The following is a 14,058-nucleotide window of genomic DNA, read 5'->3' on the forward strand; positions in this document are numbered from 1 at the left end:
CATTTCAGTTAAAGAGGTCCGCGCATTAAAATGACTTCGGCCACCAAGGCACAAACCCCGAAGTCCGCTCCACATATTCCCGATACCCCGGCCGCCGCTCTTCCATGCCCTTTTCCAGCAGCGGTTTGCCCGACCACTTGGTCAGCGTGAAAGTCAGGAACACCGGGCCGATCACGCTGGCCAGCGCCACCCACAGGCCGGCGTCGGCGGCGGCGAGCCAGATGCCCCACCAGACGCAGGCGTCGCCGAAGTAGTTGGGGTGGCGGGTGTAGCGCCACAGGCCGGTTTGCAGCACGCGGCCCTTGTTGGCGGGATCGGCGCGGAATGCGTTCAATTGCGCATCGCCCACGGCCTCGAACGTGATGCCCACCAGCCACAGGGTGGCTCCCGCCAGTGCCAGCGGCCCCAGCGGTGAAGGGGCGGGGCTGGCCAGCACGCCGAGTTGGGCGGGCAGGCAGGTGATGAACAGCAACAGCGCCTGCGGGGCGAACACGAACTTCAGCGCGGCAGAGGCGAACTGGCCTTTCGCCTTGGCCTTGCCCAGCATCCTGGCATAGCGCGGGTCTTCGCCATGCCCGCGCCAGCGGGTGTAGAGGTGCCATGCCAGCCTTGCCGCCCAGATGGCGGCCATCGCGGCGATCAGGCTGGCTCTTGCGCCCGCACCGCCCGGGACGTGCAGCCATGATATGAGCGCCAGCACGCCCATGCCGCCGCCCCATACCGCATCGATGAAGCTGACATCGCTAATCTTCACCGCCACGCGCCACAGCACCAGCATTCCCAGCACCAGAACGGCGGCGTTGATGGCGAGCGCGCTAAGCATTTGTGTTCTCCGGCAGCTTGGTCAGGCCCCGGTCGGGGTGTTTGGGCGTGACCGTGCGATAGATTTCGAAGATCTTGCGCATGTCTGCCTCGTAATCGCCAGATGGCCAGATGGCCGGGCCGAGGCCGCCGGTCCTGGTGCCATAGTCCATCATCCCCACCACCATCGGCACGCCCGCCTTCAGCGCGATGTGATAGAACCCGCTGCGCCACTGGCCGACCTTGCCGCGTGTGCCCTCTGGCGCGATGGTCAGCATGAAGCGATCACGCCGGGCGAATTCTGCCACCATCGCATCGACGACGTTGGCGCGCGCCTTCCGGTCTATCGCCACCCCGCCCATATCGCGCATGAAGCCGCCCAGCGGCCAGCGGAACAGGCTGTCCTTGGCCATGAAGTGCGGCTTGAGGCCAAGGTCTTCGGTCAACCCGATGAAGTAGAGGAAATCCCAGTTCGATGTGTGCGGTGCGGCGATGATCACGCAGCGGCCATCGGCAGGTGGCGTGCCATGCGCTTTCCATCCGCGCCTGCGATAGAACCACACCAGCGCCTTGCGCACCATCAGCGATAGCAGGCTCGGCTTGCGGTCAGTCAACGCCCCGTCCATGTCCTTCTCCCCGGCGTCAGACTAACGCGGGTTGGCGAGGCTGTCTTCCCTTCCATTCGTCTCGCCCCCATTCGTCATTGCGAGCGCGGCGAAGCAATCCAGAGTCGCGTAAACCGCTCTGGATTGCTTCGCTGCGCTCGCAATGACGAGGTAAAGGAGGGAAGGCGCGGAGGGAGCAGATCAGGCCCCGACCGCATCGGGCCACGCGGCCATGCGTGGCGTGGATCGGCGCAGGAACAGGCTGGGCAGTTTTACCAGCATCAGCGATTTGTGAATCCAGTAATCGGCCCAGCGTTCGCGCCACTTCGCCTTGGCGCGATGCTGGCCGTCGAGCCACGCGGCGTAGGGCATCCAGTGGTCCGGTTCGTCCTTTTCCACCACTTCGAAAATGCGCGTCATCGCCTTGTCGGATCGGACGTGGCTGTTGCGGAGCAGGATTTCCACCTGACGCATCCCGCGCTGTTCGGTTAGCATGATCACGCGGCACAATTGTTCGAAGGCATCGGGGCTGGCGATCACGCCTTGCGTATCGAGATCGTCGATGGTGCAGCCGAAGACCCTGAAGATGAAACGGTCGATGTGGCCGCAGGTGCTGTCTACCGCCAGCGGCATCCGGCCCTGCAATTCGAACCACCGGCGGAACATTACGTAGTGCTTGCGTTCGTCCGCGCGGTGCTTTTCGATGGCAGCGATGAAGGCGGGATCGTCGGGGCAGCGCACCCGCACGGCATCGAGCACGCGATCGAGCGAGGTGTAGCCGCGATGCTCGTTATAGAGATAGATCGACGCGAGCACGTCGAGGAACCGGTTGCGGAAGCGGAGGAGCGGGTTGGCCACGATGACATCATACGCCTGTCATGCCCTTGCGTTCCAGTCACCAAGTTCTAGAGCGGACGAATGGCTTTCTTCACCGACAACCCGAAGTTCGACTGGATCGTGCGCTGCGGCTGGAAAGGGCTTTGCCCCTGCTGCGGCAAGGGGCCGATGTTCGATGGCTGGCTGAAGCTGCAGAAGACCTGCCCCGAATGCGGGCTGGATTATCAGTTCGCCAATGCGGACGACGGCCCGGCATTCTTCGCGCTGTGCATCACCGCCTTTCCGCTGACGTTCTTTGCGGTGTGGCTGGAGGTTGCCCATGCGCCGCCGTGGTGGGTGCACGTGCTGACGTCTGTGCCGATTCTGGGCATCGGCTGCCTTGCCACGCTGCGCCCGTTCAAGGGCTGGCTGGTCGCCTCGCAATATGTGAACAAGGCGATCGAGGCCGGAACCGAAGGGCTGTGGGCCAAGCTGAACGCGCGGGAGAAGGGCGAGGGGTGACCCTTCCGTCCATTCCTCCCCGTTTTCGCGAAGCGCAAATGGGGAGGTGTCGTCGGCGTAGCCGATGACGGAGGGGGCGTTCTATTACCCCTCCACCACCAGCTTCGCTGGCGGTTCCCCTCCCCGATTGCCCTTCGGAAAATCAGGGAGGATTTGGCGCTTTACACCGCCTTCCAGCGCATTGGCAGGGCCTTGAAGCCGCCGACGAAGGTGGAGTTCACGCGGCGCGGCTCACCCGCCAGTTCAAGGCTTTCCACCCGGTCGAGCAGCACATCCAGCAGGATGCGCATTTCCAGCCGGGCCAGATGCAGGCCCAGGCACTGGTGCGAGCCTGCGCCAAACGCAAGATGGCGGTTGGCCGGGCGCGTGGGATCGAACGCGCGCGGGTTGGGGAACTGTGCCGGATCGTGGTTGGCCGCGACATAGTTGATCATCAGCCAATCACCCGCCGCGATCTTCTGTCCGGCGATTTCGGTGTCCGCCGCCGCCGTGCGCATGAAGTGCTGCACTGGCGTGGTCCAGCGGATCGCTTCCTCGACAATACCGGGCAAGAGACTGCGATCTGCCTTGGCCCGTGCGAACAGGTCGGGGTCGCGGGCAAGGGCAAGCGCTGCGCCAGCTGACGAGGCCGAGGTGGTATCGTGCCCGGCGCTGGCGGTGATGATGTAGTAGCCCGCGGTGTCGCGGTCGCTCATCGGTTCGCCATCAACGGTGGCGTTGGCGATGACAGTGGCCACATCCTCGCCGGGGTTCTTGCGGCGTTCGGCAGCAAGGCCTGCGAAGTAGCGCTCGAACTCTGCCACCGCACCGGCCACGATGGCGCTGATCTGCTCGGGTGGCAGATCCTTGAGGCCGGATTTGTTCATGTCCTCATCCTGCCCGCCGAACATCTGTTGGGTCAGGAACAGCATCTTCGGTTCATCCTCAGCCGGAACGCCAAGGATCTGCATGACGACATGCAGCGGATAGGGCGCGGCGACGAGTGCCATGAAATCGCCTTCCCCTCCATTGGCGTCCCCCGCGTCCAGCATCCGGTCGATAGCCTCATTGGCGATCTTGCGGATTTCCGCATCGAGCCTGGCCAGGTTCTTGGGCATGAACCAGTCCTGCGTCAGGCGGCGCAGCTTGGGATGCTTGGGTGCATCCATAGCCACCAGCGATTCCACCAGATGCGGGCTGCCCCCGGTGATCGAGCGCGCCAGCATGTCACCCACGCGCAGGGTGAAGACGGCGGACTTGGGGTTGTTGAGGAAGGTCGCGTTGTCCTTGCTTACCTTCATCGCCGCGTCGAAGCCCGACACCAGCCAGAACGGCTCATGCTCGTCAGCGGGGGCGACGACTTTCGCTACCGGCGTTTGCGCCCGCAGCGCATCGAACTGGTCCAGCAGCGGATCCCACGCGCCGTAGGATTTGGGGTCGATCACCGCGCGGCCCACGTCAGCGGGCACGGTTGGCGTTTCAGCAGTGCTTGCCATGTTGCAATCCTCCCTCAGGCCGCAGCGTCTTGTTGACTGGCTTGCTTGTATTCATCGCGCAGCAGGCGCTTGAACAGCTTGCCGGTAGGCTCGCGCGGGAGTTCGGCGCGGAAATCGATCTGGCGGGGCATCTTCACGCGCGAAAGCTGTGGCCCCAGCCATTCGGCCAGTTCTGTCGCCAGCGCGGGGCCAGCCTCGGCCATGTCGTGCGGCTGGACCACGGCGACGACCTTTTCACCCATGTCCGGGTCTGGCGCGCCGATCACGGCGACATCTGCCACCTTGGGGTGCGTGACGAGCAGGTTTTCGATCTCCTGCGGGTAGATGTTCACCCCGCCGGAAATGATCATGAAGCTCTTGCGGTCGGTCAGGAACAGATAGCCGTCCTCGTCCACCCAGCCCACGTCGCCAAGGCTGGTCCAGCCATGCTTGTTGGTGGCGTCGCGCGTTTTGTCCGGGTCGTTGTGATAGGCGAACGGGTTGCCGCCTTCGAAGAACACCTGCCCTTCGTGTCGCGCCGGAACCACGTCGCCCTCTTCGTTGCAGACGCGGATCGTGCCGAGGATCGCGCGGCCGACCGTGCCAGGGCGCTGCAGCCACTCCTCGCTGGTGACGAAGGTAAAGCCATTGCCTTCGGTCCCGGCGTAATATTCGCGGATGACCGGACCCCACCATGCGATCATCGCCTGCTTGACCGGCACCGGGCAAGGGGCGGCGGCATGGATCGCGCATTTGAGTGTTGAGGTGTCGTGAGCCATGCGCACATCGTCGGGCAGCTTGAGCATCCGCACGAAATGCGTGGGCACCCACTGGCTGTCGGTTACCTTGTACTTTTCGATCAATTGCAGCGCATGTTCGGGATCGAACTTTTCCATTGCCACCACGGTGCCGCCCATGCGGTGAATGGTCATGCTCCAGCGCAGGGGCGCGGCGTGATAGAGCGGCGCGGGCGAAAGGTAGACCGCATCGCCGGTAATGCCAAAAGCCTGATTGGCAATGGCGACGAGCGAATTGCCTGCGCCAATCTCAGGGTCTTCGGGCAGGGGAATGCGCACGCCCTTGGGCTTGCCGGTGGTTCCTGAGGAATAGAGCATGTCGCACCCGGCGCGCTCATCGGCAATCGGCGTGTCGGGCATGGCGGCAAGGGCCGCGTCCAGCGACATTGGCCCATCGGTGTCGAAACGCAGTTGCGCCACGTCGGGCGCCAGCTTCGCCACTTCATCCAGCACCGGTGCGGTATAGGCCGAACCGATCAGCAACCGGCTGCCGCTGTCGCGTGCGATATAGGCGATTTCGGGCGCGGCGAGGCGGCTTGATACCGCAACGTAGACCAGGCCCGCCCGCTGTCCGCCCCAGGCCAGTGCAAAGAAGTCTGCCCGGTTTTCAAGGCAGAGTGCGATGGTGTCGCCAATCTGCAGCCCGCGCGACCGGAGCAACTGGGCAAACTGGTTCGATTTCGCCTCAAGCGCGGCATAGGTCACCACCTCTCCGCTGCCGCCCATGATCACGGCGGGGCGGTCGGGATTCCTTGCCGCATGGTACTTCGGATGAAACTGCCCACTTGCCTGCACGGCCTGATCCTCTCGTTCGCGGGCAGACTCGCGCTGCCTCTTTCGTGCGGACTTTAAGCGATCAATTAAGGGGCGCAACCGGGTTTTGCGCCAAGCTGTTGGCACCATCGGGGCAATTCTTGTCCGATTGCCTCGCGGGGTGATGATCCGCCAAGCCGTAGCGGCAAGCAGGGCTTCGGTGGTTTCCCCGCATCTGGTTGCAAAGGTGACGATTGCGTACCGCGAAAGGCGCGGTTATCGCCACGCGCAAAGGGGATTTCCGATGTCGCGCTTCGTATCGTTTGCAGCCATTGCCGCCTTGCTGGCCACGCCCGTGCCGCTTCATGCGGCGGACGGACCTGCCGGAAAGGCTGCAGAGAAATCGTCTGATGCCGAGCCATCCGCACCAAACCGTGTGGTGGCGAAGCGCAGCGGCACGTTCGGTGGCGCGCGGGTGGCCTACACCGCGATTGCAGGGGAAACCTTTCTCAAGGACAAGGACGGTAAGCCCACGGCTGCGATCTTTTCGACCACCTATCTGAAAGACAATCCAGAACCGAACCGCCCGGTGTTCTTCATGTTCAACGGCGGTCCTGGTTCGGGCAGCCTGTGGCTGCACATGGGAGCATTCGGGCCGAAGCGCGTGAACCTGCCCGATGCGCAGGACGATGGCGCGCCGCCCTATGATATTACCGACAACCCGGAATCGCTGCTTGATGTGGCCGACCTCGTGTTCATCGATCCGGTGGGCACGGGCTGGAGCTATGCGCTGGGCGGGACCGATCCCAAGACATTCTGGGGCGTGAAGGCGGACGCGGAATCCATCGCGCAGTTCATTCGGCTCTGGCTGAACGAGCACAACCGCTGGAATGCGCCCAAATTCCTTGGCGGCGAATCCTATGGCACGACGCGCTCTGCCGCTGTCGCCGCCGAACTGAACCGCGCCTACAACGACGTGGCGTTGAACGGCGTGATCCTGATTTCCGCCATTCTCGACTTCGGGCTGGAAGCGGAGGACGAAGGCAACGAAATGCAGCACATGGGCAACGTGCCCAGTTATGCCGCTGCTGCGTGGTATCACAACAAGCTCAATCCCCGCCCCGCACGGGTGGAGGACGTGGTGGCCGAAGCGCGTGCCTTTGCCAGTGGCCCTTATGTGTCCGCGCTGATCAAGGGGAACAGCCTGCCGGCCGAGGAGCGCGCCAGCGTCCGCGCCCGGATGGCGCAGTTGACGGGGCTATCGGAAGACTTCCTCGAACGCGCCAACCTGCGGGTCAGTCCGGGGCGGTTCTACAAGGAACTGCTACGTGATCGCGGTCTGTCGATCGGTCGCCTAGATGCGCGATACACCGGCAAGGATTATGACAACGCAGGCGAAGAGCCGGACAATGATCCCAGCTTCTATGGCATCGATGCCAGCTATCCGGCGGCGGTGAACGCCTATCTGCGCGGTGATCTGGGTTACAAGACCGACCGCAGCTATGTTTCCATCGGCCCGGTCGGCCCGTGGGACTGGCGTATCGGCGTGGGGCGCGACACTTATGTGAATGTCGCCCCCGGCCTTGCGCGCACGCTGCGCGAAAACAGCAGGACCAAGGTCTGGGTCGGGCAAGGCTGGTATGATTTCGCCACGCCGTTCTATTACGCCGAATATGCAATGAACCGCCCCGGCTGGCCGCAAGACCGGGTGGAGTTCCACTATTACGACGCGGGGCACATGATGTATGTGCGCGATGCTGACCGGAAAAAGCTGTCGGCAGACCTGCGCGATTTCATCCGGCGGCAGAAGTAATCTCCGCTCCCGTTTACGCGAGGGCGCTTAACAGTCTCCCCTACCGCGGGCGGGAGAGGCTGGGGGAGGGCATGTTGCGCAACCCTATAGGACATTCTAGGGGCACGCTTCACAGACTGACGGCGGAGCCACACCCATGATCGCACGCGAACTTCTTGGCACGGCCCGTGTCCCCGATGGTGAAGAGCTGAAGCTCTACAGCCATGACCGCGATTTCATGATCGTGCTGGGCCATAACGAACTGATGAGCACGCGACAGAACGGCTCGGAAATCGCACTCGCCACGCAGAGCATCGCGCGTATCGCCAAGGCGCAGCGCCCCGCCATGCTGATCGGCGGTTATGGCATGGGCTTCACCTTGCGCGCGGCGCTGGAAAAGTTGCCGACTGACGCACAGGTGACCGTGGCCGAACTGGTGCCCGAAATCATCCAGTGGGCCAAAGGGCCGATGGCGGAACTGGAAGCAGGGTGCCTTGATGATCCGCGCGTGCGGCTGGTGATGACCGATGTGGCCGATGTGATTTCGGCCAATGCGCTGTCGGTTGGCGGGACCGGTTATGATGCGATCCTGCTCGATGTCGATAACGGGCCTGATGGACTGGTGCGAACGAAGAACAACCGGCTTTACACCATGCGCGGCTTGCGCACCGCGATGGACGCCCTGCGTCCCGGCGGCGTGCTGGCGATCTGGTCTGCCGCGCGCGATCCCAACTTTACGCAGCGCCTGAAGGCGGCGGGGTTCGATGTGGACGAAGTGGAAGTCCGCGCCCGCACCAACGGCAAGGGCGCAAAGCATGTTATCTGGTTCGCAAGCGTATAACTCATGCTGCGCTGCAACATGACTGCAACACCGACTCCGACCTGACATTCGCCGCTGTCATTTGCGCAGGCGGGCCGACAAACGGCTCGCCAGCAAGGGGCGCATGGAATGTTTGGCAAGACGATGCTGACCGGAATGGGAGCCGCGTTCGTGGCACTTTCCAGCCTTTCAGGGACTGCGGTTCCGTTCAGCAGCGTGATCGAAGAGGCCCAGTTCATGGGCACGACAAAGCTGGGCGGCGAACTCTATCACGTGCAGGGCCTTGTCGTGCAGCCGACCCGGATCTGGGCCACATCGGTCGATAATGCTGGCAGGCGGGCGTGGCTGCACGAATTTGATCGCGCCAGCGGCAAGGCGCTGCGCCGCATCGAATTGACCGATGGCGCGCGCTATCACCCCGGTGGCATTTCCGCCGCTGACGGGTTGATCTGGGTGCCGGTTGCCGAAATGCGGGCCGCCAGTTCCGCTGTGCTGCTGGGCATTGATGCCGCAACGCTCGAAGTGCGGCGCAGGATCGCTGTGGCAGATCACATCGGCTGCCTTGCCGTTGCGGGCGGCAGGCTTGTGGGGGGCAACTGGGACAGCCGCCTGCTCTATGAGATCGATCTGGAGTCAGGGCAAACGGTGCGGATCGTGCCCAATCCTTCGGACACGCATTTTCAGGACATGAAGTTCGACGGACGCCATCTTGTAGCGGGCGGCAATCGCGACTGGATCAGCGGCACGGTTGACTGGATCGACTGGCCTTCGGGAAAAATCGTCCGCAGCCTGAAAGCCGGGGCAATTGGCACGGTCCGCCCGTTCGGTCGTGGTGGGCCGCTGACGGGGGAGGGCATGGCGATAGAAGGGCGCGACCTTTATCTCCTGCCCGAAGACGGGCCGAGCCGCCTGTTCCACTACCGCCTTGAGAGTTGAGCGTCAGCCTTCCGTCAGCCGCGCGTTAAACCGTCGCCGTACCAGCCAAGGCTCCAGAAAGCGCCCGACCAGATAGAGAAACGCGAATATTCCGGCGAAAACGTATGCCGCGGTGGCCGATGGCTTGCGCCCGCGCTCTTCGCCCTTCTTGGGCTTTTCGGGGGCTGGGGCGCCCAGCATCTTGTCGACGGGATTGAGCTGGAGAACCTTGGCCTCGTCCTTCTTCTTCTTGTCGCCGCCCGCCATTTCCTTGGCCTTCTCCTTGGCCTCGGCAGCGGCCTTCTGATAGGCACCGACATAGAGCGTAAGCTGCCCGAAGCCGACGAAAAGCAGCGGCAGCAGGAAGCAGAACAGCAGCGCCTTGCTCACAAGGTGGTAGCGCAGAGTCTTGCCTTGCGCCGTTTCCTCGATTTGCAGAACACCATCTTCGAATACAGAGAGCGGGTCTTGCGGCGTCGGTGCCTTGCGGTGGAATGTCAGTGTGGTTTCACCGCGCTGATGCGTTGTGTCCATCTGGTCCAGCATCGGCTCCAAACGGTCGAGCGCTTCGCTGGAGGTCTGGCCCTCGGGGACGGCCACGCTGTCGCGCACGTGCCATATCCAGTCGATGTATCGCAGGCTCATGCGGGGTGCCGGTTGGGGGGCGGGCTGTTGCCAGATGCTCTGCGCTGCGATCCCGCTCATTCTGCCGGCACCGCGCTTTCGGGAGCGTCATAACGTCCGCGCCCGAACCTGGCCTTCAGCGTTTTCCAGCCTTCGGTGAACGGATAGTGCATCGTCTCGCGGATCGACATGCGTCGGCCACCTTCCATACCCAGCAATTCTGCCTCGCCATCGACCGCCGTGCCGAACATGCGGTCAATTATGATCCACGTGCCCGAATAGTTGCTGCGGCTCGCCTCGTAATCGCGCGAATGGTGGACGCTGTGATGTTCGATCGTGTTGAACAGGAAGCGCCACCAGTTTGGCGTGTTGAAGCGCACGTTGATGTGCTGGTAGATGCTCACCGTCAGGCCGAATGTGCCTGCCAGCAGGAAGGCGCGCGGCAGGAAATCGAAGAACCCGCCGATGCCAAGGCCGATCAGGAACAGTTCCACCGGATTGCCGACCGCGCCCTTGTTGATGTTCAACTGCGTGATGTAGTGGTGCGGCGCGTGGGTCAGCCACAGCGGATACCAGTTGTGCATCCCGCGATGCATCCAGTACTGGCCGAAATCGAAGATGAACGAGATCAGGAACGCCTGCAGCAGCAGCGGCAGCCCGGTGAACCAGCTGAACTTGTCCATCGCCCACTGTTCCTGGATCATGCCGATGATCGCGCCATCGCCGATGAAGCCATCGACCATGCGCAGCACCGTATAGCCCAGCCCGACATAGAACAGATCGGTGACCAGTTCCTTCCACGTCAACTGCCAGCTCTTGTGGCGCGGATTGACCCATTCCAGACCCAGCAGCAGGACCTTGAACGCGATGCCGATGTAGATCCCGGTCGATGCCTTGGCGATATCGTTGGGCGCATAGTACCAGAATGCCAGCAGCGCGAAGAACGTGACCGGCTGGAACCATGTGAAGAAGAACCGCTTGAACGGACCGCCTTCCACCTTGGGCAGGTTTTCCCAACCGATCGTCACCGGCGATTCCGCTCCGATGATCCGCTTGCCTACCTGCGTTCCTGCCATCTGCACGATCCCGTATTACTTACCAGCTTTGCTAGTAATACCAATTGCATAGACAGTAATATCATCGGAAATCGGCAGGCGGATACACGCTGAATGACGTATGTGGCGAAGCGCGTCTGCGCTGTGTTCTCAATCGAATCCGGTTAGAACTTCGGCACCCAGCAGACCGTTGGCGTGGCGCAGGGTTACGGTGGCTGGCCGCTGCGCGTTCCATTTGCGGTATGCTTCTTCCGGGATGAAAACGCGGCCTGCGCCAATTGGCGATGTGGCCCGTCGCGGCGCGATCCACGCCCAATGGTAGAACCCGCTGTGGCCGCGGCTGGGCATGGTGATGTCCAGCCGAACAAGCTGCACATCCGTTTGGCGGGGCGTGCCAAGGCTACTGCCGTTCAGGCTGGGCAACGCGCCCACGGCCCATACCGGCCAGCCCATCAGCGCCGTGATCGTTATCAGGATCGCAGCGAACCTGCGCACCCTTCCGTCGGCCACTTGTCGCGTAGCCCAGCGCCATGCCGCCATTCCACACAGCGCGGTAGCGATCAGCCCGGTTAGCTTCAGGCCGGAACCGGGTGCGATATTGCGCGGCCATCCTTCGCCCACGGCCAGAAGCAGCGCCAGAGTGATGGCCACCGGTATCGCAAAGGGCAGAAGTATCTGTGCCAGCAGCGAAGGCGGCAGGACTGGCCGTTTGGGGTTGCGCGGTGCTTTCACGCTGACGGGATAGGCGACAAAGCCCTAAAATTCGATGTTCAGCACTTGCCCAAGATCGGCCAGCGCCTGTTCGCCGCTGGTGACCTTGATCGCGCGCATCCCCAGCGTGGCAGCGGGTTTGCAGTTGATGCCAAGGTCATCCAGATAGACGCAAGCGTCCGGTGCCAACCCCAGCTTTTCGCACATCATCTGATAGATTCGCGGATCGGGCTTGCGCACACCCGCCTTGCTGCTTTCGATCACATGTTCGAAGCGGGCAAAAATCTGCTCCATCTCGTCGCGCGCATCGCCGCTGCGGGCCATGCCTGCGCCGTGGCCGGTCGGCACGTTGTTGGTGATGCAGCCAAGGCGGTAGCCCTCTGCCTGCAACCGATCGAGCGCGGCGACCATTGCCGGGCGTACCGCGCCTGCCAGCACGGCGAGGACCGACGCGCCATCCAGTTCATGGCCCAAGGCACGGGCTTCCTCGGCAAAGAGCCTGTCGAAATCGGCCGCATCGATCTCAGCCCGTTCGAATAGCGCCCAGGCATTGGTATCGGGATTTAATGTGTTGATCTTGCGAACAAGATTTTGCGGCAGTCCGCGTGCCGCCTCCAGCCGGTTGAACGCTTCGAAGGGGGACGAGGTGATGACACCGCCAAAATCAAAGATCACCGCTGCGAATGCCATATCGTCCCCTTCTGTGTGTCATCCCGGTTTTAACCGTTCGATGAATGCGGGCAACCTGCGATATTTGCTCCGATTTGACCTAAGTCATGGCATGGTCCACTCTGCAGGAGGACGGTTGGGACACATGAAAGAGGAGGATCCCGATGCGCTCCATTCTTTGCCCGCTGGACATTACCGAAGCTCTTGAAGACCGGATCGAAACGGCATTGGCGCTTGCCCGTGCTTCCAACGGACATGTTACGTTCCAGATCGCCACGCCGTTTGCGCAAATGGCCGCGTGGGAACCGTTTGGCGGCGTTGCCGTCTCTGCCTATGCGCTTAACGAAGCGCGCGAGGCGAACGAGAAACTCGCCGCAGAGCTCGACCAGCGCTTCGCATCGCAGGATGTGCCTTTCGATATCGAAGTGCTCGATCAGGAACGCATAGCCGCTGCAGCCGCAGCCGCCCGCTTTGCCGATGTGGTCATCGGCAGCCTGTCGGACCCGGTGGTAGAGGAGATGGCGCTCAGCCTACGCGCGCCGGTGCTAGGCGTGCCGCGCGGGGTTCCGATGCTTGGCTTTGACAAGCCTGCCCTGATTGCGTGGGACGGCGGCCATGAAGGTGCCAATGCGATGCGCGCGGCATTGCCCCTGCTGCAACAGGCGGGCGAGGTGCATCTGTTGACCGTGCGGGAGAAGGAAAACAATTTTCCCGCTGCCGATGCCGCCAGCTATCTTTCGCGTCATGGCGTTCATGCCGAAGTGCACGATCGTGAACGCAATGGGTCAATCGCTTTCACGATCGAAGAGTGCGCGCGCGACATTGGGGCCGGGATGATCGTCATGGGCCTGTTCGGCCACAGCCGTTTGCGCGAACTGCTGCTGGGCGGCGTGTCGCGCGATATGCTCGATCGGTCGCAGATCCCGCTGCTGCTGGCGCATTGAGGCTTGGCGCGGGCGGGAGACTGGCGGAGAGGGCGGGAATGATGAAAAGATCGCCGTTTTCGCCGCTGTTCGCGCTCGCCCTGCTATCGGCCTGTTCCGAACCTGCCGATCCTGATGCTTCGCCATCGGGCACTGCGACGCCTTCGGGGATGGCAACCCCGGTTGAGGCACCGTCGCCCACGCCAACGGCCAACCCTGCCGGGCAGGCGGCCGCTGGTGACATTCCCGTGCGTTTCCGGGCCATCGGCACCGAACCGTTCTGGTCGGTGCAGGTGCACGATGGCACGCTGACATATTCGACGCCGGACATGCCCGATGGCCTGACGGTTCCCGCCACCATGCGCCGTTCGGGCGATGCGGTGATCCATTCGGCCACGATCGATGGCAAGCCGCTCGAACTCGAAGTGAGTCGGCAAACGTGCTCCGACGGCATGTCCGACACGGTTTATCCGCTTGCCGTGATTCGCCGGATCGGCCCGGACGTGCAGCGCGGCTGTGCGCGTTGATTGGATACAATCGTTTCTGTTGCGATGCATCATCCCGATTCGAAACCTATTTGTGCAATCCATTGTGATCGAAACGGGTTGGTATCGTTTCGTATGAAACAAGCGTATAAATGCCTTAAATCAAAGACTTGAAGGGAAAATTGCAGAAAATGCAACCAAGTCTGATCATTTCGCAATTGCACAAATCCTGTGTGCGGTGCATACAGATCCTGCCTTTCAGGCATCCTCTCCCAAAACTTTCCGACCCGGCGGGCAACTGCCGGGTCTTTTTTTG

The 14,058-nt window shown here is 62.5% G+C and carries 16 protein-coding genes; 6 read left to right on the top strand and 10 right to left on the bottom strand.

Going from position 1 to position 14,058, the window contains the following annotated elements; translation table 11 throughout:
• Positions 1-25: 25 nt before the first annotated feature.
• The 3 genes from ACOVQ0_RS14720 to ACOVQ0_RS14730 all read right to left on the bottom strand — a co-directional run bounded on the left by ACOVQ0_RS14720 (position 26) and on the right by ACOVQ0_RS14730 (position 2,264).
• Entirely contained in the window at positions 26-823 is a 798-nt protein-coding gene (locus ACOVQ0_RS14720) for a DUF1295 domain-containing protein (protein ID WP_421885936.1), read from the bottom strand.
• On the bottom strand, positions 816-1,427 hold the full coding sequence (locus ACOVQ0_RS14725; RefSeq protein WP_421885938.1) for a lysophospholipid acyltransferase family protein: 612 nt from the start codon (positions 1,425-1,427) through the stop codon (positions 816-818). The genes ACOVQ0_RS14720 and ACOVQ0_RS14725 overlap by 8 nt, the downstream gene beginning before the upstream one ends.
• A 180-nt stretch (positions 1,428-1,607) precedes the next feature.
• Positions 1,608-2,264 carry a ferritin-like domain-containing protein gene (locus ACOVQ0_RS14730; RefSeq protein ID WP_421885940.1) on the bottom strand — a complete coding sequence of 219 codons (657 nt, stop codon included), beginning with the start codon at positions 2,262-2,264 and terminating at the stop codon, positions 1,608-1,610.
• A gap of 60 nt (positions 2,265-2,324) precedes the next feature.
• On the opposite strand from ACOVQ0_RS14730, the gene ACOVQ0_RS14735 reads away from it, so the two are divergent.
• Positions 2,325-2,744 (top strand): DUF983 domain-containing protein, encoded by a 420-nt coding sequence (locus ACOVQ0_RS14735; RefSeq protein WP_421885943.1) that lies wholly within the window; start codon positions 2,325-2,327, stop codon positions 2,742-2,744.
• A 161-nt stretch (positions 2,745-2,905) separates the two neighbouring features.
• On the opposite strand, the gene ACOVQ0_RS14740 is transcribed toward ACOVQ0_RS14735, so the two are convergent.
• Positions 2,906-4,219: a cytochrome P450 gene (locus ACOVQ0_RS14740; protein WP_421885946.1), complete on the bottom strand. Its 1,314-nt coding sequence runs from the start codon at positions 4,217-4,219 to the stop codon at positions 2,906-2,908.
• 14 nt (positions 4,220-4,233) lie between these two features.
• Complete coding sequence (locus ACOVQ0_RS14745) at positions 4,234-5,790, bottom strand: acyl-CoA synthetase (RefSeq protein WP_421885948.1); 1,557 nt, start codon at positions 5,788-5,790, stop codon at positions 4,234-4,236.
• Positions 5,791-6,052: 262 nt separating this feature from the next.
• Between ACOVQ0_RS14745 and ACOVQ0_RS14750 the strand changes: the two genes are divergently transcribed.
• From ACOVQ0_RS14750 to ACOVQ0_RS14760, 3 genes are all read left to right on the top strand, one after another.
• The gene (locus ACOVQ0_RS14750; RefSeq protein WP_421885951.1) at positions 6,053-7,561 is read left to right on the top strand and encodes a S10 family peptidase; all 1,509 of its coding nucleotides are present in this window, start codon (positions 6,053-6,055) and stop codon (positions 7,559-7,561) included.
• A gap of 136 nt (positions 7,562-7,697) precedes the next feature.
• Positions 7,698-8,381 (top strand): spermidine synthase, encoded by a 684-nt coding sequence (locus ACOVQ0_RS14755; RefSeq protein ID WP_421885954.1) that lies wholly within the window; start codon positions 7,698-7,700, stop codon positions 8,379-8,381.
• Between the two features lie 108 nt (positions 8,382-8,489).
• Positions 8,490-9,296 (top strand): DUF6454 family protein, encoded by an 807-nt coding sequence (locus tag ACOVQ0_RS14760; RefSeq protein WP_421885957.1) that lies wholly within the window; start codon positions 8,490-8,492, stop codon positions 9,294-9,296.
• Positions 9,297-9,299: 3 nt separating this feature from the next.
• On the opposite strand, the gene ACOVQ0_RS14765 is transcribed toward ACOVQ0_RS14760, so the two are convergent.
• The 4 genes from ACOVQ0_RS14765 to ACOVQ0_RS14780 form a co-directional block, all read right to left on the bottom strand.
• On the bottom strand, positions 9,300-9,920 hold the full coding sequence (locus ACOVQ0_RS14765) for a hypothetical protein (protein WP_421885961.1): 621 nt from the start codon (positions 9,918-9,920) through the stop codon (positions 9,300-9,302).
• Positions 9,921-9,976: 56 nt separating this feature from the next.
• Positions 9,977-10,975, bottom strand: coding sequence for a sterol desaturase family protein (locus ACOVQ0_RS14770; RefSeq protein ID WP_421885964.1), 999 nt, complete (start codon positions 10,973-10,975; stop codon positions 9,977-9,979).
• A 129-nt stretch (positions 10,976-11,104) separates the two neighbouring features.
• Entirely contained in the window at positions 11,105-11,686 is a 582-nt protein-coding gene (locus ACOVQ0_RS14775; RefSeq protein ID WP_421885967.1) for a hypothetical protein, read from the bottom strand.
• A gap of 24 nt (positions 11,687-11,710) precedes the next feature.
• Positions 11,711-12,355 (bottom strand): HAD-IA family hydrolase, encoded by a 645-nt coding sequence (locus tag ACOVQ0_RS14780; RefSeq protein WP_421885970.1) that lies wholly within the window; start codon positions 12,353-12,355, stop codon positions 11,711-11,713.
• Positions 12,356-12,498: 143 nt separating this feature from the next.
• Here ACOVQ0_RS14780 and ACOVQ0_RS14785 point away from each other — a divergent pair, with 143 nt between their 5' ends.
• Together ACOVQ0_RS14785 and ACOVQ0_RS14790 are read left to right on the top strand one after the other, a co-directional pair.
• The gene (locus tag ACOVQ0_RS14785; RefSeq protein ID WP_421885973.1) at positions 12,499-13,278 is read left to right on the top strand and encodes a universal stress protein; all 780 of its coding nucleotides are present in this window, start codon (positions 12,499-12,501) and stop codon (positions 13,276-13,278) included.
• 38 nt (positions 13,279-13,316) lie between these two features.
• Positions 13,317-13,784 carry a hypothetical protein gene (locus ACOVQ0_RS14790; protein ID WP_421885976.1) on the top strand — a complete coding sequence of 156 codons (468 nt, stop codon included), beginning with the start codon at positions 13,317-13,319 and terminating at the stop codon, positions 13,782-13,784.
• A gap of 29 nt (positions 13,785-13,813) precedes the next feature.
• Here ACOVQ0_RS14790 and ACOVQ0_RS14795 read toward each other — a convergent pair.
• Positions 13,814-14,058 (bottom strand): hypothetical protein (locus tag ACOVQ0_RS14795; RefSeq protein ID WP_421885979.1); only part of this gene is annotated, 245 nt, incomplete at its 5' end.

It is taken from the genome of Novosphingobium sp., assembly GCF_049240505.1.
Classification (GTDB): Bacteria; Pseudomonadota; Alphaproteobacteria; order Sphingomonadales; family Sphingomonadaceae; genus Novosphingobium.